General features: G+C 25.9%; 27 protein-coding genes. 13 read left to right on the top strand and 14 right to left on the bottom strand.

Annotated features, from left to right (window positions below):
* Window positions 1-227: 227 nt before the first annotated feature.
* Window positions 228-641, bottom strand: coding sequence for a transposase family protein (locus AAHM85_RS05270; protein ID WP_342261271.1), 414 nt, complete (start codon window positions 639-641; stop codon window positions 228-230).
* 75 nt (window positions 642-716) lie between these two features.
* Between AAHM85_RS05270 and AAHM85_RS05265 the strand changes: the two genes are divergently transcribed.
* Both AAHM85_RS05265 and AAHM85_RS05260 read left to right on the top strand, forming a co-directional pair.
* The gene (locus AAHM85_RS05265; protein ID WP_342261270.1) at window positions 717-1,730 is read left to right on the top strand and encodes a hypothetical protein; all 1,014 of its coding nucleotides are present in this window, start codon (window positions 717-719) and stop codon (window positions 1,728-1,730) included.
* A 109-nt stretch (window positions 1,731-1,839) separates the two neighbouring features.
* Window positions 1,840-1,995, top strand: a complete 156-nt coding sequence (locus AAHM85_RS05260; RefSeq protein WP_342260555.1) for an IS3 family transposase — start codon at window positions 1,840-1,842, stop codon at window positions 1,993-1,995.
* 228 nt (window positions 1,996-2,223) lie between these two features.
* Here the strand turns inward: AAHM85_RS05260 and mnmG are convergent, their stop codons facing one another.
* The gene (gene mnmG / locus AAHM85_RS05255; RefSeq protein WP_342261269.1) at window positions 2,224-4,107 is read right to left on the bottom strand and encodes a tRNA uridine-5-carboxymethylaminomethyl(34) synthesis enzyme MnmG; all 1,884 of its coding nucleotides are present in this window, start codon (window positions 4,105-4,107) and stop codon (window positions 2,224-2,226) included.
* A 594-nt stretch (window positions 4,108-4,701) separates the two neighbouring features.
* Entirely contained in the window at window positions 4,702-5,490 is a 789-nt protein-coding gene (locus AAHM85_RS05250) for an exonuclease domain-containing protein (protein ID WP_342261268.1), read from the bottom strand.
* 550 nt (window positions 5,491-6,040) lie between these two features.
* Here AAHM85_RS05250 and AAHM85_RS05245 point away from each other — a divergent pair.
* Window positions 6,041-6,220: a hypothetical protein gene (locus AAHM85_RS05245; RefSeq protein WP_342261267.1), complete on the top strand. Its 180-nt coding sequence runs from the start codon at window positions 6,041-6,043 to the stop codon at window positions 6,218-6,220.
* 7 nt (window positions 6,221-6,227) lie between these two features.
* Here AAHM85_RS05245 and AAHM85_RS05240 read toward each other — a convergent pair whose 3' ends face one another.
* A complete protein-coding gene (locus AAHM85_RS05240; protein WP_342261266.1) occupies window positions 6,228-7,508 on the bottom strand; it encodes an IS3 family transposase in 1,281 nt (426 codons plus the stop codon).
* 127 nt (window positions 7,509-7,635) lie between these two features.
* On the opposite strand from AAHM85_RS05240, the gene AAHM85_RS05235 reads away from it, so the two are divergent.
* From AAHM85_RS05235 to AAHM85_RS05195, 9 genes are all read left to right on the top strand, one after another.
* The gene (locus AAHM85_RS05235; RefSeq protein ID WP_342261265.1) at window positions 7,636-8,514 is read left to right on the top strand and encodes an IS1595 family transposase; all 879 of its coding nucleotides are present in this window, start codon (window positions 7,636-7,638) and stop codon (window positions 8,512-8,514) included.
* 295 nt (window positions 8,515-8,809) lie between these two features.
* Window positions 8,810-9,121, top strand: coding sequence for an HU family DNA-binding protein (locus tag AAHM85_RS05230; RefSeq protein WP_342261264.1), 312 nt, complete (start codon window positions 8,810-8,812; stop codon window positions 9,119-9,121).
* Window positions 9,122-9,151: 30 nt separating this feature from the next.
* The gene (locus tag AAHM85_RS05225) at window positions 9,152-10,165 is read left to right on the top strand and encodes an alpha/beta hydrolase (protein WP_342261263.1); all 1,014 of its coding nucleotides are present in this window, start codon (window positions 9,152-9,154) and stop codon (window positions 10,163-10,165) included.
* Window positions 10,166-10,235: 70 nt separating this feature from the next.
* Window positions 10,236-11,684 carry an FAD-dependent oxidoreductase gene (locus AAHM85_RS05220; RefSeq protein ID WP_342261262.1) on the top strand — a complete coding sequence of 483 codons (1,449 nt, stop codon included), beginning with the start codon at window positions 10,236-10,238 and terminating at the stop codon, window positions 11,682-11,684.
* A gap of 33 nt (window positions 11,685-11,717) precedes the next feature.
* Complete coding sequence (locus AAHM85_RS05215; protein ID WP_342261261.1) at window positions 11,718-12,140, top strand: hypothetical protein; 423 nt, start codon at window positions 11,718-11,720, stop codon at window positions 12,138-12,140.
* Window positions 12,141-12,181: 41 nt separating this feature from the next.
* On the top strand, window positions 12,182-12,379 hold the full coding sequence (locus AAHM85_RS05210; RefSeq protein WP_342261260.1) for a hypothetical protein: 198 nt from the start codon (window positions 12,182-12,184) through the stop codon (window positions 12,377-12,379).
* 83 nt (window positions 12,380-12,462) lie between these two features.
* Window positions 12,463-12,612, top strand: a complete 150-nt coding sequence (locus AAHM85_RS05205) for a hypothetical protein (RefSeq protein ID WP_342261259.1) — start codon at window positions 12,463-12,465, stop codon at window positions 12,610-12,612.
* A 105-nt stretch (window positions 12,613-12,717) separates the two neighbouring features.
* Window positions 12,718-13,029: a hypothetical protein gene (locus AAHM85_RS05200; protein WP_425289716.1), complete on the top strand. Its 312-nt coding sequence runs from the start codon at window positions 12,718-12,720 to the stop codon at window positions 13,027-13,029.
* Between the two features lie 14 nt (window positions 13,030-13,043).
* Entirely contained in the window at window positions 13,044-13,361 is a 318-nt protein-coding gene (locus AAHM85_RS05195; protein WP_342261258.1) for a hypothetical protein, read from the top strand.
* On the opposite strand, the gene AAHM85_RS05190 is transcribed toward AAHM85_RS05195, so the two are convergent.
* From AAHM85_RS05190 to AAHM85_RS05165, 6 genes are all read right to left on the bottom strand, one after another.
* Window positions 13,339-14,089, bottom strand: a protein-coding gene (locus tag AAHM85_RS05190) for an IS5 family transposase (RefSeq protein WP_342261257.1) whose coding sequence is annotated in 2 segments (ribosomal slippage) — window positions 13,339-13,827 and window positions 13,829-14,089 — 750 coding nt in all. Because the reading frame shifts where the segments join, the coding sequence is not laid out codon by codon here. The genes AAHM85_RS05195 and AAHM85_RS05190 overlap by 23 nt on opposite strands.
* 379 nt (window positions 14,090-14,468) lie before the next feature.
* Window positions 14,469-14,990, bottom strand: a complete 522-nt coding sequence (locus AAHM85_RS05185) for a hypothetical protein (RefSeq protein ID WP_342261256.1) — start codon at window positions 14,988-14,990, stop codon at window positions 14,469-14,471.
* A gap of 21 nt (window positions 14,991-15,011) precedes the next feature.
* Window positions 15,012-17,672: a cation-translocating P-type ATPase gene (locus AAHM85_RS05180; protein WP_342261255.1), complete on the bottom strand. Its 2,661-nt coding sequence runs from the start codon at window positions 17,670-17,672 to the stop codon at window positions 15,012-15,014.
* Window positions 17,673-17,695: 23 nt separating this feature from the next.
* On the bottom strand, window positions 17,696-18,571 hold the full coding sequence (locus AAHM85_RS05175) for an aldo/keto reductase (RefSeq protein WP_342261254.1): 876 nt from the start codon (window positions 18,569-18,571) through the stop codon (window positions 17,696-17,698).
* Window positions 18,572-18,598: 27 nt separating this feature from the next.
* Window positions 18,599-19,249 (bottom strand): NAD(P)-dependent oxidoreductase, encoded by a 651-nt coding sequence (locus AAHM85_RS05170; protein WP_342261253.1) that lies wholly within the window; start codon window positions 19,247-19,249, stop codon window positions 18,599-18,601.
* A gap of 201 nt (window positions 19,250-19,450) precedes the next feature.
* Entirely contained in the window at window positions 19,451-20,284 is an 834-nt protein-coding gene (locus AAHM85_RS05165; RefSeq protein ID WP_342261252.1) for an IS1595 family transposase, read from the bottom strand.
* A 246-nt stretch (window positions 20,285-20,530) separates the two neighbouring features.
* On the opposite strand from AAHM85_RS05165, the gene AAHM85_RS05160 reads away from it, so the two are divergent.
* The gene (locus tag AAHM85_RS05160) at window positions 20,531-20,656 is read left to right on the top strand and encodes a hypothetical protein (RefSeq protein ID WP_342261251.1); all 126 of its coding nucleotides are present in this window, start codon (window positions 20,531-20,533) and stop codon (window positions 20,654-20,656) included.
* A 27-nt stretch (window positions 20,657-20,683) separates the two neighbouring features.
* Here the strand turns inward: AAHM85_RS05160 and AAHM85_RS05155 are convergent, their stop codons facing one another.
* The 4 genes from AAHM85_RS05155 to fusA form a co-directional block, all read right to left on the bottom strand.
* Window positions 20,684-21,538, bottom strand: coding sequence for a hypothetical protein (locus AAHM85_RS05155; RefSeq protein ID WP_342261250.1), 855 nt, complete (start codon window positions 21,536-21,538; stop codon window positions 20,684-20,686).
* On the bottom strand, window positions 21,504-22,151 hold the full coding sequence (locus AAHM85_RS05150) for a nitroreductase family protein (protein ID WP_252320126.1): 648 nt from the start codon (window positions 22,149-22,151) through the stop codon (window positions 21,504-21,506). Before AAHM85_RS05150 ends, AAHM85_RS05155 begins: the two co-directional genes overlap by 35 nt.
* Before the next feature lie 102 nt (window positions 22,152-22,253).
* On the bottom strand, window positions 22,254-23,510 hold the full coding sequence (tuf, locus tag AAHM85_RS05145; RefSeq protein ID WP_286641788.1) for an elongation factor Tu: 1,257 nt from the start codon (window positions 23,508-23,510) through the stop codon (window positions 22,254-22,256).
* Window positions 23,511-23,613: 103 nt separating this feature from the next.
* Window positions 23,614-25,716, bottom strand: a complete 2,103-nt coding sequence (gene fusA / locus AAHM85_RS05140; protein WP_342261249.1) for an elongation factor G — start codon at window positions 25,714-25,716, stop codon at window positions 23,614-23,616.
* Between the last annotated feature and the right edge of the window lie 4 nt (window positions 25,717-25,720).

Below are 25,720 nucleotides of genomic sequence, written 5' to 3'. Positions count from 1 at the left end.
ATTAAACAGTTTATTAAAGAAATAATAAAGAATATAGATAAAGAGGATTTATGACAAGTAATTTTCTTAATAGTAATATTGGTTTGTTATTATTTTCAAAGTTATTTTCTTTTGTTATTCCTAAAATGTAATGAGAAGAAATTTTAATTTTATTTTTAGTCGCATTTACGTTCTTATTTATATTTTTTTCTAAATCATTTATTTGAAATTCTAATTTTTCAATAGACTTACTGCATAACGTTTTTAAGTTTTAATGATAAATTATAAAATCCTGCAATTAAATTAAATCTTAAAAATATTCGTTTTCTGACTTTTCTAAATTTATAACCAATAATCTTAAAACATTTTAAAAATGCAAAAACATGTTCAATTTTTCTACGAGTTTTATTAATAATCTTATTAAAGATTTTGGTTTTATTTGTTTTAGGATTATTTTTGCTAATTTTAATGGGTAAAAATGTATTAGCATGAATTTTTTGTAAACCTTGATAACCTTTATCTGCAAGAATTATAGTTTCTGGTAAAAACTTTAACTTTGAATTCTTAAAAGTTTTAAAATCATGATTTTTACCAATATCAGAAAAAATATTTAAAATTTCATTAGTATTTGCATTAATTACGGTTTGAAACTTAACAGGCATCAGTCACTTAAGTTTACCAATTAATATTTTCAATCTGTAATATAATTAAAAATAATTAATACAGAAGGAGAAATTATGAATTATAAAGTTTATTCAAAAGAAACAAAATTAGCCGTTGTTAATGAGTATTTAGTTGATAAAAAACTAAAAATACATGAAATTCAAGTCAAATATAAATTATCAACTCCAGTATTAATTTATAATTGGGTTAACCAATATCAAATTAAAGGTGAAAATGCATTCACCAAAATTTCTAAATCCCAAACTTCTCACAGGATCGATAAGAAAGATATTGAAATTAAACTATTAAACAAAGAAATTGATAAACTTAGAAAACAAGCTTTAAAAGATGAGGTTGAAAAAGAACTTTTAAAGGAGCAATTAGCCTGTGAAAAGAAATTAACAAGGGGAAAAAATAGTAAATTATTAAAATATAAGTGTTTTTTAATAGTAGAAAAATATAAGCAAAAAGGTCATCAATTAAATAAAATTATTGTTTACATAGCTATTAGCAAAACAGCATACTATTTATGAGTAAAAAAAGGTAAAAAGCAATATCAATCAAAAATTAATGATAATTTGATACAAGCAATAAACAAAATAGTTCTCATTAAAAATGAAAAAAAGTACATTAATATCACTAGTTTTGAAAAAGTAAGATTAGAGTTAAAAATAAAAAATAAAGGTCTTAAATGCAGTAAAACAAGCATAAAACAAATATTAAAAGATAATAATATTAAATTATTATTAGAACCTAAATCAACAAATAGAGTAGTAGAAAATAGTGATTTAAAAAATAATAAAGATTTATTAAAACGTAATTTTTCAAGTAATAACTTTCTTGAAAAAGTTGGTATGGATGGCACATGATTTAAAAATATAATTATTGGTGATAAAAAAACAAAATTATTAGTTGTTTTTGCTACTGATATGTACAGTAATTCAATTGTTGGCTGAAAAATAAACAAAAGTGAAAATGCCAAAACTGTGTTAAATGTGGTTAATCAAATAGAATTAGCGAGTGCTAAACAATGTAATTTTACGACTATTCAATCAGATTTAGGTTCTGCTAATACAAGCAATTGTTAGTAAAGTTTTTAATACAAGTACTAATCTAATTCATTCAAAAAGTCTATCAGGTTTTAAAGGTAATCAAGTTAGTGAATGTTTAAATCGTTGAATTAAAAGAGATTTTAAAATGATGTTTGGTAGCACTTTTGAAAGTATGGAAAGTTTTAATAAAATATTAGAAAAATTTGTTAGATATTGAAACAATGATAGAATAGTTATTAGATTGAAAATGCCTCCAAATCAATTTGTACAGATTTGAAGACAAGAAAGTAAACTTATCTAACCAATGCCCTCTAAAAGATTCTAAACAGGTTCTTATACTCTTTTTGTTTTTCATTATTCATAAATTTATCACCCCTTAAATTTGTGTCATTGTGTCATATTTATGATTTTTATTACTGTTTAATTTCCTTTGATCATCATAAATCAAAATCTTTTTTAAAGTTTAAAATGCAAGTAAAAATATTTAATATATAAAATTAACGATCTTAATTAAAAAATCGCTAATTTATTAAATATTTAAATTTGGATATTTGCGTTTTAAAAAAAATAATAAAACTTGAATATCAGCAGGACTAACACCAGAAATTCTTGTAGCATGACCAATTGTTAATGGTCTAACACGCTTTAATTTTTCTCTAGCTTCACCAGTAATACTTTCTACTAAATCATAGTCAATATCACTAGGAATTTGTTTTTTTTCTAAACTATTAGTTTGTTGTGCCATTTTTAGTTGTTGATTAATATACCCTGAATATTTAATTGTAATTTCTAATTCCATTAATTCATGATATTGTAAATCCTTTATTAAAGGTAACTGTGGAGTAAACATTGATAATTTAACACCTGGGCGTTTTAATAATTCATAAGCAATAATATGATTGTCGGGAATTGGACCTAAATTATTATTAATAATGTACTTAGCAACTTCTGAATTGGGACTAACTTTAATAGTTTTTAATTTTTCAATAATATTGGACATTAATGTTTGTTGAATATTAAATTGTGATCAACGTTGTTCACTAACTAAGCCAACTTGATAACCATATTTAATTAATCTTGTTTGAGCATTATCATTTCGTAATAATAAACGATGTTCAGCTAAGGAAGTTAATAAACGATAAGGTTCAACAGTTCCTTTCGTTACTAAATCATCAATTAAAACTCCGATATATGCTTCATTACGCTTTAAAATTAATGGTTTTTCTTTTTTTATTTTTAAATGTGCATTAATTCCAGCTATTAAACCTTGACACGCTGCTTCTTCATAACCACTAGTACCATTAATTTGACCAGCACTAAATAAGTTTTTAATTAATTTAGTTTCCAATGTTGGTCATAATTGTGTTGGTTTAAAAGCATCATATTCAATAGCATATGCTCATTTTAATACTTCACAATTTTCTAAGCCAGGTAACGTTCTCAACATTTTATCTTGCACATCAATTGACATTGATGTTGAAAAACCTTGGACATAAATTGAATCCAAAGCAAGTGATTCTGGTTCTAAGAAAATTTGATGACGAGGCTTATCAGCAAAACGTACTACTTTATCCTCAATACTTGGACAATAACGTGGTCCAGTACCCTGTGCTTCACCATTATACATTGGTGATTTATCTAAATTATTATTAATAATGGTATGAGTTTTATCATTTGTATAAAGCAAATAACAAGGTAATTGTTTTGCTAATGGTAAAAAATTTTTAGTTTCATGTGAAAATGCTAAAGGTAAATCACTACCTAGTTCAATATTAGTTTTGTCAAAATCAATACTATTTTTTTTAATACGAGGTGGTGTTCCTGTTTTTAAACGTATCATATTAAAGCCTAAAATTTTTAATTGTTCAGAAATACCATTACTTGTTCTTTGACCATCTGGTCCTTCTGATTTCTTATTATGACCTTGTAAAGTTAAAGCTGTCATATAAGTACCAGTAGTCAAAATCACAATTTCACTAGTAATTTTTTCACCATTCTCTAAAATAACACCTTTAGAAGTTTTTTCTTCAATTATTAATGATTGTACCATAACTTCTAAAATTGTTAAATTTTCTTGTTTATTTATTGCATTTTGCATATATTGTGAATAAGCAATTTTATCAGATTGAGCACGAATAGCTCAAACTGCTGGACCACGTGAATGATTTAATAGTTTCATTTGCAAAGCAGTAGCATCTGCTGCTTTAGCCATTTCTCCACCAAGTGCATCAATTTCACGGACCACAACTCCTTTGGCGGGTCCACCAATAGAAGGATTACATGGCATTAATGCAATTTTAGTTTTATCAAGAGTAATAATAGCAGTTTTATGACCTGCTCGTGCAGAAGATAATGCCGCTTCAACACCAGCATGACCCGCACCAATTACAATAATTTCATAGTCATATTTCATTGATTTCACCTCCATTTCATAAAATATTACATATCAAAAATTAATAACATCAAAAATAAGAAATTTTATTTTTAATTTCTTTAGTAATGTTATCATAAACAAGCAAAATATTCATGTACTTTTTAGACTTTTATTAAATAAAAATTGAATTTTAGTTAATAATCTTCTCGATTATAATTCGTTATATTTTATACAAGATATAAATATTATTTAAAGAATTAGTGGCACCTAAAAATAGTAACTGTTTTAACTAGTAATCATTAATACTAATTTAAAATAAGCAATTACTTACTTTTAAGTATTTTATTTATTAGCACAAGATGTGTTTTTATTGAAAAGACACTTTTGTCATTAACATTAGTGACTGTATCCAATGGTGATAAAACATATGCAACATCTATTTCTTTTTCCATAACTGTAACCTCTTTTGTATACAATTTGATTTAAATAATTTATCTTAATATCCCTACATAAGTATAATTATAATGTTAATTTTTAAATTTGCAAATTTTTATTTACTATATAACCATAACCAGATTTAATACCTTTAAACTTAAAAAGTATTTTTATATATAAAAATACATCTCATATTAATTAAGATAAAGAATCACCAAATAATCTACTCATTTTAATATTAAGACTATTACATAAAGTTTTTAAATGGTAATGTTCACTGAAATGTATATTAATTAATTTATGTAAAGTGGTAACATCTGCCAATGGATCATGATGATCAAATTTAATTTGATTACTATGAGCAAGAGCACTTAAACGGTTATTAGGATAATCATATGTTCTTCTAAATAACTTAACTGAACAAATGTAAAAAAAATTAGGACATTTTAAATCATAATGATTAATTAATGATCTTAAGATATTAATGTTAAAGTTAGCGTGATGAGCAATAACAACAGTATTTTCAGTAAAAAAAGTAACGATGTCTACTCATAATTCTTTAAAGTTTGACATTAAAGATACGCTTTCACTTGTAATTCCATGAACATGAGAAAAAGTAAATTCTTCAGGATGTGGTTTAATTAACGAACTATAAGTTTTGACAATTTTACCTTGTGTTACTTTTATCATAATTAATTGACAAGCACTTGTTTTATTCGAATTTGCCATTTCAAAATCAATAAAAACATAATTAGTATTATCAATCCCTCAATCATGAACACTAAACTTTTTCTTACTGTTTAATTTTGTTTGCTTTCTTTTTAATAACATTTTTTTAGCAAAAAGATTTTTACTATCTTTACTTTTATACTGTTTAAAAGGTGTAATTATTTCTTGTTTTCCTTCTATATTAACTTTTGATTCAGAATTATCATCTGTTTCAAAATCATCATTTGTCTTCTTGAATTTTACACTTTTAAAAAACATATTAATGGCAATAGCACCTTTCTATCTAAATTTTCATAAATTAATATTAATTATTCCTTTGATAAATTATAACATTGATAAGTTAGAGTAACTATATTTTTACTTATAAAACTTCATTTTTTGCAAAATTCATTAATTAACTAATTATCATTCTTTAGCAACTAACTTAATAGAATTTATAAAAATAATATTATGAATAAAATATTATCTTGTTAACAATAAAAAAAGAACCTGTTTATTTTGTGATACCTATACTATTAATTGTATTGCACTTGTTTATTATATTGGAAATATGAAAGTACTTTTTTTCACAGTACCATTATTTTAATCATAATTACGTTCTTATGTGGATTATTGTGGATAAAATAAAGCAAAATAGATTATTAATATAATTTATCATATTTTAACACTTTAAATTTATGTAAATTAAAATTAATAATTGATGCAGAAACAGATTAGGAGAATTAAATATGAGTTTTAATTATTTATGAACTTTAAAAGAAGCAACTGAAAGAATGTATCAATCATTTAGAGATGATATAAAAAATCAATGAGAAAAAACAGATTGAAAATATTAAAAGAAAGAGATAAAAAATATATTCCAGTTAAAATTAAAGAAAGAACTAGAAATACTATCAATGGTCTTGTCACTTATAAATACTATGATGAAAAATGAAAAAAATGAGTAAGAGTTTGTTTATTAGATGAAGAATTACAATTACCTAAATAGGCATTGGTTAGATAAGTTTACTTTCTTGTCTTCAAATCTGTACAAATTGATTTGGAGGCATTTTCAATCTAATAACTATTCTATCATTGTTTCAATATCTAATAAATTTTTCTAATATTTTATTAAAACTTTCCATACTTTCAAAAGTGCTACCAAACATCATTTTAAAATCTCTTTTAATTCAACGATTTAAACATTCACTAACTTGATTACCTTTAAAACCTGATAGACTTTTTGAATGAATTAGATTAGTACTTGTATTAAAAACTTTACTAACAATTTCGCTTGTATTAGCAAAACCTAAATCTGATTGAATAGTCGTAAAATTACATTGTTTAGCACTCGCTAATTCTATTTGATTAACCACATTTAACACAGTTTTGGCATTTTCACTTTTGTTTATTTTTCAGCCAACAATTGAATTACTGTACATATCAGTAGCAAAAACAACTAATAATTTTGTTTTTTTATCACCAATAATTATATTTTTAAATCATGTGCCATCCATACCAACTTTTTCAAGAAAGTTATTACTTGAAAAATTACGTTTTAATAAATCTTTATTATTTTTTAAATCACTATTTTCTACTACTCTATTTGTTGATTTAGGTTCTAATAATAATTTAATATTATTATCTTTTAATATTTGTTTTATGCTTGTTTTACTGCATTTAAGACCTTTATTTTTTATTTTTAACTCTAATCTTACTTTTTCAAAACTAGTGATATTAATGTACTTTTTTTCATTTTTAATGAGAACTATTTTGTTTATTGCTTGTATCAAATTATCATTAATTTTTGATTGATATTGCTTTTTACCTTTTTTTACTCATAAATAGTATGCTGTTTTGCTAATAGCTATGTAAACAATAATTTTATTTAATTGATGACCTTTTTGCTTATATTTTTCTACTATTAAAAAACACTTATATTTTAATAATTTACTATTTTTTCCCCTTGTTAATTTCTTTTCACAGGCTAATTGCTCCTTTAAAAGTTCTTTTTCAACCTCATCTTTTAAAGCTTGTTTTCTAAGTTTATCAATTTCTTTGTTTAATAGTTTAATTTCAATATCTTTCTTATCGATCCTGTGAGAAGTTTGGGATTTAAAAATTTTGGTGAATGCATTTTCACCTTTAATTTGATATTGCTTAACCCAATTATAAATTAATACTGGAGTTGATAATTTATATTTGACTTGAATTTCATGTATTTTTAGTTTTTTATCAACTAAATACTCATTAACAACGGCTAATTTTGTTTCTTTTGAATAAACTTTATAATTCATAATTTCTCCTTCTGTATTAATTATTTTCGGAATTTTACGTTTATTGGCAATAACTTATATACATTATTATTTCTAAAAACTATAATTAGATATTAGTAAAATAAAATCTAATTAAAGGTGATTGAAAATGAATATTTTAGACATAATAAATAAATTTCCAAACCAAGAATCTTGTATAAAATTTTTAGAAGAAATAAGATGAAATAACAAACCAAAATGTCTTTTTTGTTTTAGTGAAAAAGTTAACTCTGTTTTAAAAGAGTCGCGTTATAAATGCAAAAAATGTCATAAGTCTTTTAGTGTAACTGCTCAAACTATTTTTCATCATACACGTGTACCACTTCAAAAGTGATTTATTTTAATAGTATTAATGGCTAATGCTAAAAAAAGTTTATCATCATCTCAAGCTTCAAGAGACTTAAATTTACGTTTAGCAACTGTATGAAAAATGATGCATAAAATTAGAAAGGCAATGGCTAATGATGAGATTAAATTATTAGCAAAAATATTAGAGATGGATGAAACATATGTGGGTGGAAAACCGCGTAAATATAATGATGTTGATAATAAAAATAACTCATTACGTGGTAGAGGAACTAGTAAAGAGTGTGTTGTTGGCATTATTGAACGAAATGGTAATGTTAAATTATTTCATGCAAAAAATAAAAGTATTAAATCTGAAGATTTAATGAAAATAGTTAAAGAAAATGTTGATATTAACAATTCTATTCTTTTTACTGATGAATATCGTGGATATTATAAAATGAATAAAATTTTACCATATGAACAAGTTAATCACAAAAAATATTTTTCTTATAATGGTATTCATACAAATACAATAGAAAGTTTTTGAGCAATATTAAAAAGAGGTTTTATCGGCCAATTTCATTGAGTTTCAAAAAAATGACTCCAATCTTATTTAAATGAATTTTGTTTTAAATATAATAACCGTAAAGAAAAAATCACATTTAAAAATATCACAATTAAATTATTTATTAAGAATTAAGTGTTAACCAATAAGCGTAAAATTCCGATTATTTTTAATTATATTACAGATTGAAAATATTAATTGGTAAACTTAAGTGACTGATGCCATATACTTTCTTATACTATTGAAATAATAAAGAAATTTTTATCTTTGATTATTAATACTTTTAATGTTAAAATTATTCAAATTAAATATGTAAAATGCCTTTTATATATAAAATTATTAACAATCAAAGTACGAAAAATTTATAGATTACATTTTATAAATAAAATAATATTAGAAGGATATGGGCAAACAGATAGGGTTGAATTTTATGAACGCAAAAGAATTAATTGCAAGAGTATCAGATAAAACTAAATTTAACATTCAAGATATTGAAATAGTTTTTAATTGTGTAATTGAAGAAATTAAAAATATTAACCAACTAGGTAAAGTAATCACTATTCCTAATTTTGGTACTTTTAAAATCAAAAAAGTAAAACCCTGTTTACGACGCAATAGTAAAAATAATGGACAACACGTAGTTAGCAAATACAAATATATTAAATTTATACCCTATAAAAAATATAAAAAATACATTCGTTGTAAACCAAAACCAACAATACTAAATAATGTCAACTATTAAAATGTATGACCTAAAATGTGAGGAAAACTAATGAAACAAAGTAGTATTAATAGAATAAAATTAAGACAAAAAGTTAATATAAATTCAATTGAAATGTTTAAAGCATGCTTGCAATATAATTCACAATTTCAACCGAAAGTTAAAATTGAATTAGCAAAATGGCCAATGTATTTTGAATATTGAGAATACCTAGAAAAACATGAAAATATAATTCCCTTTTCAATTAAAACATCAATTGACAATTTAACATTATACGGTAACCTTTTAAAAAATCCGCTTAAAAATGAAAATAATAATAAAACAATAATTTTATTACACGGAATAACTAATACAAGATTTTGAATATTTAAACAAGCTTTCATTTTTTTACGTGCTGGCTACAATGTTATTTGATATGATGCTCGTAACCATGGTGAAAGTGATGCATCACCAACAACTTTTGGTTTAAAAGAATCACAAGATTTACAAGACATTATTGAATATTGTTGTAAAACATACAAACAAGAAACTACTGCTTTAGGATTATATGGTTTTTCATTAGGTGGCGCAACATTAGTAATATGAAGCAATTTATATGCAAAACATAAAATTAATCAAAAAATAAAATTCATTATTTCTGATTGTACATTTAGTCGCTTAGATCGTACCTATATTGAAAAACTATACAATTATGCTTTCTTACCTACTAATTTAATGCTGAAATTAAGTCGTAAAAAAGCACAAAAAACATTTGGTGTCGATGGTTTACAAGAAATACAACCAATTAAATATTTAAAATTAATACCTGATATGCCAATGTTATTTCTTCATGGTCAAAATGATCACTTTATTAACTACACTAATGCTAACGAATTATTTCAAGAAAAAATTCGTTATGAAATATCAAAAAAAAGTTCATTATACACTATCCTTGACGCTAACCACGGTCAAAGTTTTTTAATTGGTGATTTAGATCACACAGTTGTTAATGAATATAATTTAGTAACTGATAAAGGTATTAGTGACACTACTTTAGAATTTGTTCAAAAATGAATGAATACTTAAGATAAACACTATTAATTGATTTTTTTATTAAATATATATTATAATTAATGAGAGTGGAGCGATGATAAAAATGAAAATTAAAGTTATTATTATTGGTGCTGGCGCGACTGGGATGGGAGTTGCGAGTAAATTATTACGTAGTGAAAAAAATAGTGATAAAAATTTTGATATCCATGTTTATCAAGAAAAAAACTATATTTCACTTGGTGCTTGTGGTATTCCTTATTATATTGCTAATGAATTTAAAGATAAAAAACTTTTAAATGACCGTACAAAAAAAGATTTTTCAGAAAAAACTAATAATAAAAATAAAATTAAAATTCATTTAAATCAAAATGTTATTAAAGTCGATACAGCAAAACAAGAAATTCATGTCAAAAAAACGACAGACGATAAAACTAAAGCAAAAGTTGTATCTTATCATGCCTTAGTTATTGCAACAGGAGCCAAACCAAAAATTCCGCCACCTTTTAGTCATGGTATTTTACCACATAATGTTTATAATGTTTTTACTAAAGAAGATGCCATAAATCTAAAAAAAGCAATGAAAAACGCTAAAAAAGTAGTTATTATTGGTAGTGGATTCATTGGCATGGAAATGGCAGAAGCGTGCTTAAAACAAAAAAAAGATGTCACAATCGTTGAAATGAAAGATTGATTAATGGCAGACGTTGTTGATAAAGAATTTAGTCAATTAATTTATGATGAACTAACCAAAAAAAATATTAATCATAAAACTAAATCAAAAAACGATGCCACTATTTTACTAAACTATCAAGTTGAAGAACTAATGATGACTCATAATAATGTTAATGATTTGCGTTTAAGAAGCGTAAATGATAAAAAAAATGGAAAAACTATACCTTGTGATTTAGTAATATTAGCAGTTGGTTTTGAACCAAATACGAATTTTTTACAAAATAGCAATATTGAATTAAACAAAAATAAAGCGATTATTATTAATGAATTCTGTCAAATTCCTTCTAAAGAAAATGTTACCAAAAAGTTTTCAAATATGTATAGTGGTGGTGATTGTGCACAAATATATAGTCAATTTGATAAATCATCAATATATGTTCCCTTGGCAACTAATGCTAATAAAATGGCACGTATTATTGCTGATAATATTAAAAACCCAGAACATAAATATCCAGGAACTTTAGGATCAAGTATTTTACGTGTTGGTAATTTAGAAATAACAAAAACTGGTAGTTTTGATACGATTGATAAAAATAAAATTGGTACTGTTTATATTAAAGATTATGATCTACCAAGATATTTAAAACAATCTCGTCCTTTATACTTGAAACTATTTTATGATAAAACAAATTTCCAATTACTGGCAGCACAAATGGCAGGCTATAATCATGCCACATTAAGAATTAATGCTCTTGCTACTGCCATTTGAAATAAAATGGACATCCGTGATTTACAAAATTTAGATTTAGTTTATTCACCTCCTTTTGCTCGTACTAGTGATATTATTCATATAGCAAGCAGAAAAGTAACATCGTCATAACCTATAAAAAATAAAAAGAATGAGGTAGCAACTATGACAACTCTTAGTAATGACAATATTAACTTATTAAGAGACTTTGTTGGTATTTCACACTGACAAAGTCTAATTGGGATAATTGTCTTTTTTATTATTATCCTAGCACTTTCTATTTTTATTAAAAAAACTAAACCTAAATTTCCAATTCGTATTTTTACTGGAATGGGATTAGGATTAATTTTTGGTATTACTATCCAAGCTATTACTGGTTTTAATAGTCATAACATTACTTATCGTAACTTACCTGGAACACCAGTAAAACCTAATCTTGACTATATACCCTGAGTTGCAGAAATTGTACACTGAATTGAATTATTAAAAACTATTTTTATTATTGGTATTAGCATGTTAACTATTCCATTAGTATTTTTAGCTATTGCTAGAATTACTAGTAAAAAAATAGTAACTCAAAAACAATAACTAAAGTTTCAGGAGTTGGTATTACTATTTTATTAATAAATATGGCTATTGCTTTTAAAATTGGCCAAGGTTTTAATTTAACTGATGGTGGTAGTTATGACAAAACTACTGCCAAAACAATTCCTAAAATTATCATTAGTTATGTTCCTAGCAGCTTAATTGGTGTTTTTACTCAAACATTAATTATTCCAATCATTGTCCTTGGTGCTTTAATTGGATTTGCAATTAAAACTAACTAAGCATAATGAAGAACGAATCGACAAAGCAAGAAACACTTTAGAAACAATATGAAAAATTATTATTTCAATATTAATGATGAATAATGTTTATTAAAATTATGCCATTTGCTGTTATGAGTATGCTAGCAACAGCAATTATTAATCAACCAATTGGTGCACTTGCTAATATTGGTATTATTATTGGAGTTACTTATTTAGCACTACTTATTACTTTCTTATGACATTTATTATAATTATATTTATTTGGTATTAATCCTTATCGTTGATTAGTAAAAGCACAGAAACCAATTATTGCTGATTTTACAACTCAGTGTTCTAATGCCGCTTTACCAATTGCTATGAATACCTTAAAAGAAGAGGGTAGTGATACAGTAATGCCGCTTTCAACAACAATAGGTTTAAGTGGCTGTGCTGGAGTGCAAGCTGGAATTATTTTATCTTTCTTATGATTCAGTGTTATCCTTCCTGGTAATTTTCCCAACTGAACAATCGCTGTTTTATTTATTAATGGTTTAATTGTAACACTAGTTGCTTCATTAGGAATTGCGGGAGTACCAGGAACTGCTGCTGTTGTAACGGCTGGTGTTTTAGGTGGTGTCTTGGTTTTGGTAGCTATTATTCTGCTGTTTATGGTATTATTGGTGCTTTAGATGGTTTATTTGATATGGGCAGAACTGCAGTTAATATTTCTGGTGGTTTACAAGCTACTGTTATTGCTTCTCGCAATCAAGAATTAATTGAAGATGAAAAACTTTTATTAAAAAAATACTCTTTTAAGGGTTTACACATTTTAACAAAGAAAGTTGGAGCCAAATTGTTAATTAGATCTGAAAAAAATGATAAGATTCAAGCATTAAAAAAAGATACTAAAGTTAAAATTGAAGCATTAAAAAAAGTAAAAAATAGTGAGAATGATATTAAATTTTTAAAAGAGCAATTAAAAAAAGATATTAAAGCAATTAAAAATGGCAAAAACATCTAAGAACCTGTTTAGAATCTTTTCATAATCTTCTACATTTTTCTAATCAAGCAAAACTTCGCTCTACAACTCATCTTTTTGGTAATACTACAAAAGAATGTAATTCATTACGTTTTACAACTTCAACATTTGCATTTATAATTGTTTTGATTGCAGAAGCAAATTTTTCACCAGTATAACCAGCATCTACTATTATTTTTTGAACTGTAGAAAGATTTTCTTTTTCATTTTGAATCATTATTATAGCACTATTACGATCTGTTTTTTCTGCTGTAGTTACGTAAATTGCATGTGGTAAACCTTGAGAATCAACAGCAATATGACGTTTTATTCCTGAAATCTTTTTACCAGCATCATAACCTTTGTTTTTAGTAGTATCTGTATTTTTAACACTTTGTGAATCAATTATACAAAAACTGATTTTTTCTTTTCGATGATTATTGATGCGAACTTTTCTAACTAATTTTTTTTAAAATTAATTGTCATATGCTAGGTTCTTTACCATTATTTTTACTTCAAATTTGAAAATAATAATATACAGTTTGTCATTTTGGAAAATTTTTTGGTAACATTCTTCATTGACAACCACTTTTTAATACATATAAAACTGCACAAAATACTTCATATAAATCTAAATTTCTTGGTTTTGTTTTCTTTTTGACATTTTCTAAAATTAATCTTATGTTCTCAAATTGTTTTTTAGTGACATGACTTGGATAATTTTTATGCATATATACCTCTTATTTTAAAATATATAGTAATTTTACCTTATTCTCTAAACAGGTTCTAAAATAGAAATTTTATTTATAAAAATAAATGGTTTATATTAATAAACCATTTATTTTTATAAGATTCTTTTACATATTTTCTTTTACTAGATTCAAAACTAGTTGCTACCATTATTATTTATATATGACATGATAATCAAAATATTTGAAGTAAAACTACTTTTGCCATCTATGGCGAAGGATGATATAAACTAGTTAATTTTAAATTAAACTCAATTACTTTTAATAATAAATAATAACTTTATATATTTCTTTAGTTAAATTTAATATATGGAGATAAACAAGAAAATCAAAGAAATTAATAGTAAAAATATAACTTAAATTACACTTCCAATAAAAAATTATTTATTTTTTCAAAAACAATATTCATATTTAATTTCTTAGGTTTAAAAGAACCATTGTTATTAATTTTCATAAACATTTCTTTATACCACAAAGAAAGTTGTTCATAAAAATTTTTATTTATTTTATCTTTATTTTTAATTGTCATCATCATAATTTCATATCAATTTAAATTACATTTATATGGTTGAAAACCTTTTAAATCTCATTGTATGCAACATTCAATAATTAAAAAATCAGGGGTTGCAACAAATTCAAAATCATTGTATTTAGTATAACATTTAAATAATGAATTAACATAATGCTTTCGTTTTTGCATTTCTAATTCTCATTTATATAAAAGTAAATTAAAGTAGTTGCGTTCCAAGTCTAAAAATGGTTGCATTGCCATATTTGTAATTTTTTTATTTAAACAATGATCATACATTAGTAATTCCTTACGCAATGCAGTTAAACTCATATCTGGTGTATAAATAAATAATTCATACGGAATAATTCTCATTATTAATTTTCCATTCTAATATTATTTAACTTTTACTTTATTTTGTTCTTTTTTAATTAATTTATTAACTAAAAATCTAATTCCTTTATACACTTCTAATAATCACATTGGTATTGTTGATAAAGCAATACAAAGTAATCAATCAACTGCACGAAAACCAGCATAAATACCAAAAGCATTGCTAATAACAACAGGTGTAAAAATAATAAAAGTATTAATAGCAAAAGCACTAATCGCCGCAACTCAAATATATTTATTTTTTCAAGTAATCTTATTAAAAATACTTGTATTAGCACCTGAAACAAAAGAAAATGCATAGAAAACAGGAGCATTAGTCATTATGACAAAAACAAAACCTTCACTATTATTTTCATGTAAAATTTGAGGTAAAAAATGAAAAGCTAATAGTAACAAGGTACTTAATATTATACTAACAATACCAATAAATCCTCAACTACCAGTAAGAATTCTATCATTCCGTTTCGTTGGTTTTCTAAGCATTAAATCAGGGTTATTAGGCCCCATTGACATTGGAATTGCAATAACAGATTCAACAATTAAATTAATTCATAAAATTTGAATTGGTTGTAATAATTCATTTCATCCAAAAATAGCACCAATAACAATTGAAAATACTTGGGTCATATTAGTAATTAAAATAAAAATAACAATTCTTTTAATTTTACTATAAATATTGCGCCCTTCTTCAATAGCATCAACAATAGTAGCAAAATTATCATCAGTTAATACTATTTGTGAAGATTCTTTAGCAACATCGGTTCCCGTAATACCCATCGCTACTCCAATATCTGCTGTTTTTAAACTAGGAGCATCATTAACACCATCACCAGTCATTGAAACAACCTTATTATGACTCTGTAATGCTTTAACAATCTTAACTTTATGTTCGGGAGAAACACGAGCAAAAACTCGATATTGATTAATATTAGCATTAAATGATTCTTCTGGAATGTCATCAATAGTATTACCACTAAGTGCTTGTGTTTTATTTTCAATCAAACCTAATTCTTGACCAATAGCAACAGCAGTATTTAAATGATCACCAGTAATCATAATTGTATCAATACCTGCTTTTTTAGTTTTAACTAAAGAATCTTTAACTTCGTTTCTTGGTGGATCAATCATTCCAACTAATCCTAAAAAAGTTAAATTACTTTCAACTTCACTAATATTACTATAATCTTTCGTATTATTAACAGTTTTATAACTTGCTCCTAAAACACGTAATGCTGAATTTGACATTTCTTCCATACTTGCAATTATTTCTTTTTTAATTTGTGGAGTTAATACTACTCTTTCATTATTAATAAGAGCATGAGTACAAATATTAATCATATTATCAACTGCACCTTTAACAAAAACATAAGTTTCTTTATCATATTCATTAATTGTTGACATTAATTTACGATTGGAATCAAAAGGTATTTCATAAACTCGAGTATGTTTTTCATTAAGTGCCTTTGTTGGAAACTTTAATGTTTCTGATCAATTAATAAGTGCTGCCTCTGTTGGATCACCAATAGTTTTATTTTTACTAACTTCACTATTATTACATAATACTAAACAATCTAAAAATAATTGTTCTTGCTTAGTTTTCTTTTTAAAGTCATTACTATCATTAACTGATTTTATTAAATAATATTTTTTAACAGTCATTTTATTTTGTGTTAAAGTTCCGGTTTTATCAGAACAAATAATATCAACTTGGCCTAATGTTTCAACAGCAGGTAAATGTTTAACAATAGCATGTTTTTTTGCCATTCTTGAACTTCCCAGTGATAATGAAACGGTAACAATAACTTGCAAACCTTCCGGTATTACTGCTATTGTCAAAGCAATTCCAAAAATTAAAGCATTAATAGCAGATACTTTAATTAAGAAAAATTGTAGTAAAAACATAGTTAAACCTAATAATAAAGCAAAAACTGAAATTATTCTAATTAAAAAAGACATTTGTCGCGTTAATGGTGACTTAGGTTCTTTTTCTTCTTGTAATAACTTAGTTATTTTTCCAATTTCAGAAGTTTTTGCTGTTGCATAAACTAAACCAAGACCACTACCTGTCGCAACAGAAGTAGACATAAAAGCAAGATTAGTTCTTTCACCAATTGATAATTTTTTTTCAGTTAGTGCTTCAGTAGTTTTACTAATTAAAGTTGATTCACCAGTTAAAAGTGATTCATTAGTACGTAAATTATAAGACTGAATAATACGCAGATCAGTAGGAACAAACATTCCCGCATCTAAATAAACCAAATCACCCACCACTAAATCTTTAGCATCAACATCGTATTTATTACCATTACGAATTACTACTGCTTGTGAAGAAACTAACTTCTTTAAAGAATCCAAAGAAGCTGTGGCTTTTACTTCTTGATAAGTAGCCAAAGTAGCATCAACAATTACAATTAAAAAAACAACTAATGCTTCTTGTCATTGACCAATAACAGTAGCAATAATTGCTAATGCAATTAATACTAAAACAAATGGTTCAATAAAATGTGCTAAAACTATTTTTCAAATTGGCTTTTTTTTCGTAACTGGTAATTGATTAGGTCCTGTTTCTATTAGCAATTGAGCTGCGGCTTCTTCAGTTAAACCTGTAACAAAATTAGTATTTAACTTTTTTGCTAATTCCTTAGTTGTATCATTTCAAATCACAATTATTTAACCCCCTTTTTAATTTAATCCATCATAATTCCTTTTCAAAATTTTTTATCATTAGATTGTGGCCCTAAAGCAGTTTGCGGTAATTTTTGAATTTTTAACATTTCTTCTTCTGTTAGTTCAAAACCCCCAATATCGGGATTACTAATAATTCGTTCTGGATTAGTTGATTTAAGGATAACTATTTGCCCCAATTGTCAAGCTCATCTTAAAGCAATGTGACTAATAGTAACTTTGTATTTATTTGCTAATTCTTGTAATAATGGTATCTCATCCACTCTACCACCTAGCATTGTTCTTCATGAAGTAACAGCAATATTATTCTCGTAACAAAAATCTATTGTACTTTTTTGATTAAAACCAGGATGTGTTTCAATTTGATTAATTGCTGGTTTTATTTTTATTTTTTTTAAAAAATCTTTCAGTTGTGAACTATTAAAATTTGAAATACCGATTGCCCTAACTTTACCATATTCATAAAATTCTTCTAAGGCTCTTCAACATTCAAAAGTTTGTTTAGTTGGTCAATGAATTAAACATAAATCTAAATAATCTAGTTTTAAACGAGTCAGGATACCACGAAAAGCATCTTTAGTAAATTCATATTCATGATTGTCATTTCAAATTTTAGAAGTAATAAATAAATCTTCCCTTTTAACTTCTGGATTTTCTGCTAAAAAATCTTTAATTGCATTACCAATTATCTCCTCGTTTTTATAATATTCTGCAGTATCAATATGACGATAACCATTTTGCAAAGCACAAATTACTGAATTATAAATAGATTTACTATCAACCATTAAATATGTACCTAATCCGAATTGAGGAATTTTGACACCATTATTTAAAGTTATCGTTTTTTGTAAAATTTGTTCTTTTGTAAGTTTTACCATTTGTCTAATATCCTTTCAAACAAAATATTAATTATAACCCACTGTAAAACGTTTTTTAATAAATTTTTGTTCTTTAATCTCATTAATAATAGCAATTGCAGCATCACCATAACTAATTTCACTTTTTCCTTCTTTATTAACAATTAAATGATTGTTACCAATTTTAAATTTGCCTAAAGTTGGTAATTCTGGATCATAGTATAAAGAAGGACTGAAATATGTTCAATTAATGTCACTGCTACGATAAGTAGCTAATGCTTGAACTTGTTGTTGTGCATGCTCTTTTCATGCTTCAGGAAATGCACTTGTTTCTACTAATATTTCATTCTTATCATTTAACAAACTACCAGCACCACCAACAATTAATAACCTTTTAATATTTTGACATTCATGCATGATAGTAATTAAGTTTTTAGCAACTTGCTGATGAATATTTTGGGGATTATCAATAGTAGGACCGTAAGCACTAATTAAAATATCAACATCATTAACAACCGCTTTAATACTACTTTTATTAGTAAGATCAGCTTTTTTAATGGTTAATCGATTATCATTGTTAAGAATTGGCATTTTAATAGGATTTCTAGTAATGGCAACAACTTGATATCCCTGTTTTAAAGCTTCTTTAGTTAAAGCAAATCCTGATTTTCCTGATGCTCCAATAATTCCAATTTTCATAGTTAGTACTCCTTTTCAAACTTAATTTTAACGAAGAGTCAACAATATACTATAGTAATTATAGCATAAGTACACCTTATATTAGGTATTAGTTTGGATGTTAGCAAATCATAAAGTTATTATTTTAATTTATAATATTGCTACTTTTACTTACAAATTTACAATTATATATAATAATTTAACGCTTTTCTCCCCACATTTTTAAATTAAACACAGCATTACAATTTCAAAACTAGGTATCTTGTTGAATTTATATGCAGCTTCTTTGGCATATAAATAAACATGATGTTTTGCAACTTTGATATGTGTTTTAAATGTTCTTCTTATATGTTTTCAAACTGATTCAATTTGATTGGTATTTACACCAGTTTTTGAAACATAACCATCTTGATGGTTAACTGTTTTATGTTTTGGGAAAACCAATTTGAAATCGCAATATCCTTTTCAATCATCAGTATATACATGACATTTTGAAGAAATATGGCTTCTTGCAAAATTCAAAAGACTTTTACTCTTTGCATTTTTCAATACTTTCACAATTAAATTATTAGTTGTTTTTTCATAAATGCCAACAATCAATGTTTTATTTTTCAAGGATCTTCCTTGTTTTTTAAAAGCCATATGTGAAAGATACATTTCATCAATTTGCACTGTGCCTTCAACAATAAATTGAGGTTCTTGTTTTGCAATAAGTGTTCTAATTTTATGACCCATTCTCCATGCTGTTTTTAAGGTCACTCCCAATTCTTTTGAAACATCAGTTGATGGAATTCCATGTTTGGTGTTTATTCATCTAAAGATGAGATAAAATCATGATCTTAAAGATGTTTGTGACCTTGAAAATATGGTACCGGTGAGAATACTAAATGTTTGATTACATTTCAAACATCTTATTCTTTTTAAATCAAAAGTATTCAAATTAAAACTAAAACATCTAATACATTTGTTTTCTTTCAAATTTGCTATATATGCAAGACATTGCTGTTCAGTTTGAAAAGCATTGTTGAACTCATTCAGTTTCATTGTTCCCTCCACAAGTACATGTGGGGAGAAGTCCGTAATTTAATTACAAAAATCTTTTTTAAAAAAGATAAAAAAATAATATTATTAATAATAATTTATTAAATGTTCATTATTAGTATAGATATTTTTTATATAAATTATTTTTTTTAATTTTATTAAGTTATTTTAAAAAAATAAAGATAAATATTCAAATTCAAAATTTACTTAAATTAACAAATAATAATGATAATTTAGAAACTCAAGATGTAAGTTTAAATAGTGAAACAAGATTTAATGTTAATGAAATTAATAATTGAATGTCTTTATCAACAAATACAAAAATATATAATTCAAAAATACCAAAAAGTTTGAATTAAAAAAATAAAATGTAATAAAAAATATTAATTTAAATAATTAATATTTTTTATTTTCTTAATATTTATCATAAAAAGTATAAAGTAATGATAAGATTGCAGCACCAATTAAAACATCATTTTGATTATGATTTGCTACTTGCCTAGTAAAACTAGGTAATAAACAAATATTATTAAAAAAATATTGATCAATAATTCTTCCAATATTATTATTTGTTAATGAAAATTGTTCTTTTAATATTTTACAATAATCATTATTATTTTTAATTAGTATTAAAGTTTTTTTAGTAGCACCAACATCAAGATGTAAAGTTTTTTTATATAAAGGTAAATTTAAAACTTGATCATTATTTCAAATATCATATAAATCAAAAATTTTATGTTTTTGAAAAAAATAACTAACTTTATTTTTGAATTTACTTTCATCATTATGATAACTCAAATAGTTTTTTAGCATTAATATCTCAGTTCTAGCACCAAGTAAAATCAAAGATTTAATGTTATATTTTAATAACTTATTAGTTAAAAATTTAAAAAATTGTTGCTGATGTTTAACAAGTTTTAAATCTTCATTTAAAATATTTGGTTGTGGAATAATAGTTTTAACAAACAAATGTAACTTTTTATTTTGTAAATTGCTAACACTTAAATCTTCTTTTTTATTAATAATTAATAATGCAATTGAAAAAATTTTTTCAAAATCATGAGCATATGAATTGTTCTTTTTTTTATGTAATAAATTACGAAAAGTCTCAAAATCAAAAATAAGAATTGGATATTCAATCTTATCTAAAAATTTACCAATAACATTAATATTTAATTCAATATCTAAGTTATTTATTTTTAATTTTTCCATTGCAATACCTTTTCTAATACATTTATTTGATAAGCGTACTGATTTCACTAACTTCATTTTTAATAATTTTAGTTTTTGATGGATAACCATAACCAGCAGACACTAAAATTGTAACATGATACTTATTAGGTTCAATAATCTTATTTGATTCTAAGTAAGTTAATAATTGCTGTTCATTAAAACCACCTAATACAACATTATCAATTTCATGAGCAGTTAATAATAATAAAAGATTTTGTAATAATATAAAAGTTTGACATTGTGCCCAATGATTTATTTGTGTTTTTTTGTCATGGTCAAAAAAATTATTAAATGTTGATTTATAAATCTCATATTGTGGTTTTGTTAAATTGCGTCTTTTCATAACAGTATCAACAAATCATTGATTACTAGTATTGAAATTTTCACCACTATAACTTAATAAAATAAATAAATGTGAACAAGTACTAACTTGTTGTTGATTATTTATGATTGGTTGCAATTGTGCTTTAATTTTAGAATTACTAATAACTAAAATTTTTCATGGTTCTAAACCATATGAAGATGGGGTATGACGCACATAGTTAAGAATATCGTTAATTTTACTATCACTAATAATTTTACTAGGATCATAATTACGAATTGATTTACGATTTAAAATTAGACTTTCCAGCTCTTTAACATAAGGCATTGATTTGTCATCTCTTTTCTATAAATTAATTTTACTACTAAAATATTTTTAATTAAAAATCTTTATTCTCAAAAGAGAATAAAGATTTTTAATTTAATGTGATTATTTAATAACTTCAGTAACTTGTCCGGCACCAACAGTTCTTCCACCTTCACGGATTGAGAATTGAGTACCTTTCTCAAGAGCAACTGGATGAATTAATTCAACAGTAATAGTAACATTATCACCTGGCATAATTAATTCTGACTTTTCACCTTTATTAATAAAGTCTCCCATACTTCCTGTAACATCAGTTGTACGGAAATAAAATTGTGGTCGATATCCTGGATTAAATGAAGTATGACGTCCACCTTCTTCTTTAGTTAGAATATAAACTTCACCTTTAAATTTAGTATGTGGAGTAACTGATCCTGGTTTAGCAATAACTTGCCCACGTTGAATATCTTCACGTTTAACTCCACGTAATAATACTCCAACGTTATCACCAGCTTGCGCTTCATCTAATAATTTTCTGAACATTTCAATACCAGTAACAACAACTTTTTTAAGACCTTTGTTAATACCAATAATATCAATTTCATCATTAACTTTTAAAGTTCCACGTTCAATTCTTCCAGTAGCTACTGTTCCACGTCCAGTAATAGTGAAAACATCTTCAACAGCTAATAATACTGGTTTATCAACTTCTCTTTTTGGTGTTGGGATTCATTCATCCATTGCTGTTAATAATTCTTTAATTTTTTCTTCTCATTCTTTTTTACCATCTAATGCTCCTCTTGCAGAACCACGAATAATTGGTGTATCATCACCTTCAAATTCATACTTAGTTAGTAATTCACGAATTTCCATTTCAACAAGTTCTAATACGTCATCGTCTACACTTTCCATATCACACTTATTTAAGAATACAACAATTTTTTTAACTCCAACTTGACGTGCCAATAGAATGTGTTCACGTGTTTGTGGCATTGGACCATCAGTTGCAGAAACAACTAACACTGAACCATCCATTTGAGCTGCACCTGTAATCATATTTTTAATGTAGTCAGCGTGACCTGGACAGTCAACGTGTGCATAGTGACGAGTTGGTGTTTCATATTCAACGTGAGCTGTATTAATAGTAATACCACGTGCTTTTTCTTCTGGAGCAGCATCGATAGAAGCATAGTCCTTAAACATACCTTTATACCCATCTGCTTCATGTTTTGAACAATAACTAGTAATTGCAGCAGTTAATGTTGTTTTTCCGTGGTCAACATGACCAATTGTTCCAACATTAACGTGCGGTTTTGTACGTTCAAATTTTTGTTTTGGGCCTGTTGATACAGGCTTTGATTTTTTTACTTCTTTTTCTGCCATTTTTGTTTCCTCCTTGGAAATAATTAATACTTATTTTTATTTAATTAAATTAAACACTAAGATAATTTTAAAGTAAAGTTATTATACTTTCAATTAAATTATTTTATTTTTTAGTAATTCTTCCTTTTTGATATTTACCAGCAACTGCTTCAGTAACTGATTTTGGTGCTTCTTCATAATGTGAAAAAGACATTGTATATGTTCCGCGTCCTTGGGTCATTGAACGTAATTCAGTAGCATAACCAAACATTTCAGATAAAGGCACTTTAGCTTTAACAACTTTACTATTACCACGCATTTCATCTGCTTCAATAGTACCTCTTTTACCAGAAATTTTACCAACAATAGAACCATAATATTCATCTGGAATAATAACTTCAACATTCATAATTGGTTCTAATAATACTGGTTTTAATAAATCTTTATTATCTTGTAAAGATTTAGAAGCTGCAATATTAAAGGCACGTTCTGAAGAGTCAACAGGGTGGAATGAACCATCATATAATGTTGCTTTAACATCAATAACTGGATATCCAGCAATTAAACCATTAGCTAATGATTCAATTAATCCTTCTTGTACTGGTTTAATGTATTCACGTGGCACTTTACCACCAACAATTTTATCAACAAACTCAAATCCTTTATCTGGATTTGGTTCAAATTTAATAATAACATGTCCATATTGACCACGACCACCTGATTGATGAATATATTTACCCTCAGCGCGCTCACAAACTGCTTTAATTGTTTCACGATAAGCAACTTGTGGATTTCCAATGTTAGTTGCTACTTTAAACTCACGTTTTAAACGATCAGTTAGGATGTCTAAATGCAGTTCTCCCATTCCTGAAATAATTGTTTGTCCTGTTTCTTTATCTGATGAAACACGGAATGTTGGATCTTCTTCTGCAAGTTTTTGTAAACCTAAACTCATTTTTTCTTGATCAGCTTTTGTTTTAGGTTCAAGCGCTAATGAAATAACTGGTTCTGGAAACACCATTTTTTCTAAAATAACTTCATGTTTTTCATCACATAATGTATCACCAGTAGTTGTATCTTTTAAGCCAACAATAGCAGCAATGTCACCAGCATAAACCTTTTTAATTTCAGCACGACTATTGGCATGCATTTGTAAAATTCGACCAACGCGCTCTTTTTTTTCTTTAGTTGAGTTTAATACATAACTACCAGATTCTAATGTTCCTGAATATACTCTAAAAAAAGTTAGTCTTCCAACAAAAGGGTCAGTCATGATCTTAAATGCCAACGCTGAGAAAGGTTCTTCATCACTAGAATGACGTTCTACTTCTTTTGATGAAACAGGTAATATTCCTTTAATTGCAGGTACATCTAATGGTGAAGGCAAGTAATCAATAACTGCATCTAACATTAATTTAACACCTTTATTTTTAAAGGCACTACCACATAATACTGGGAAAAACTCAGCAGCAATTGTTGCTTTACGAATTACTGTCTTAATTTCAGCAACCGTTACTTCTCCTTCAGCATATTTCATAAAGAAATCATCATCAAAGTGGGAAAGTGCTTCTAATAATTCCTCACGTCTACTTGCAATAACATCTTTAAGTTCTTCAGGAATTGCAATTTCTTTATAATCCTCATTTGGTTTACCATCAAAATGGTATGCTTTCATCTCAATTATATCAATAATTCCATTAAAAGCATCTTCTGCACCAATTGGTCATTGAATTGAATGAGCATTAGCACCAAGACGATCTTTTAATGTTTGAATTGAATGAGCAAAGTCAGCACCAATTTTATCCATTTTATTTGCAAAAACAATTCTTGGTACATTATACCTAGTTGCTTGATTTCAAACAGTTTCAGTTTGTGGTTCAACTCCAGTTTGCGCATCTAATACGGCAACTGCTCCGTCTAAAACTCTTAATGAACGTTCAACTTCAACAGTAAAGTCAACGTGACCTGGAGTATCAATAATATTTATTCGATTATTTCTTCAAACAGCAGTTGTTGCGGCTGAAGTAATAGTAATACCACGTTCTTGTTCTTGTTCCATTCAGTCCATAGTTGCGGCACCTTCATGTACCTCACCAATTTTATGAATTTTACCAGTATGGTATAAAACTCTTTCTGTTGTTGTAGTTTTACCAGCATCAATATGAGCCATAATTCCAATATTTCTAGTATTTGCTAGTGAATATTCTCGACCTGATTTTTCTGCCATCTTC

Source organism: Spiroplasma endosymbiont of Notiophilus biguttatus, from assembly GCF_964030985.1.
Lineage (GTDB): Bacteria > Bacillota_I > Bacilli_A > Mycoplasmatales > VBWQ01 > Spiroplasma_E > Spiroplasma_E ixodetis_A.
Note: the sequence above shows the minus strand (reverse complement) of the source record. Positions and strands in the feature narration are given on the sequence as shown.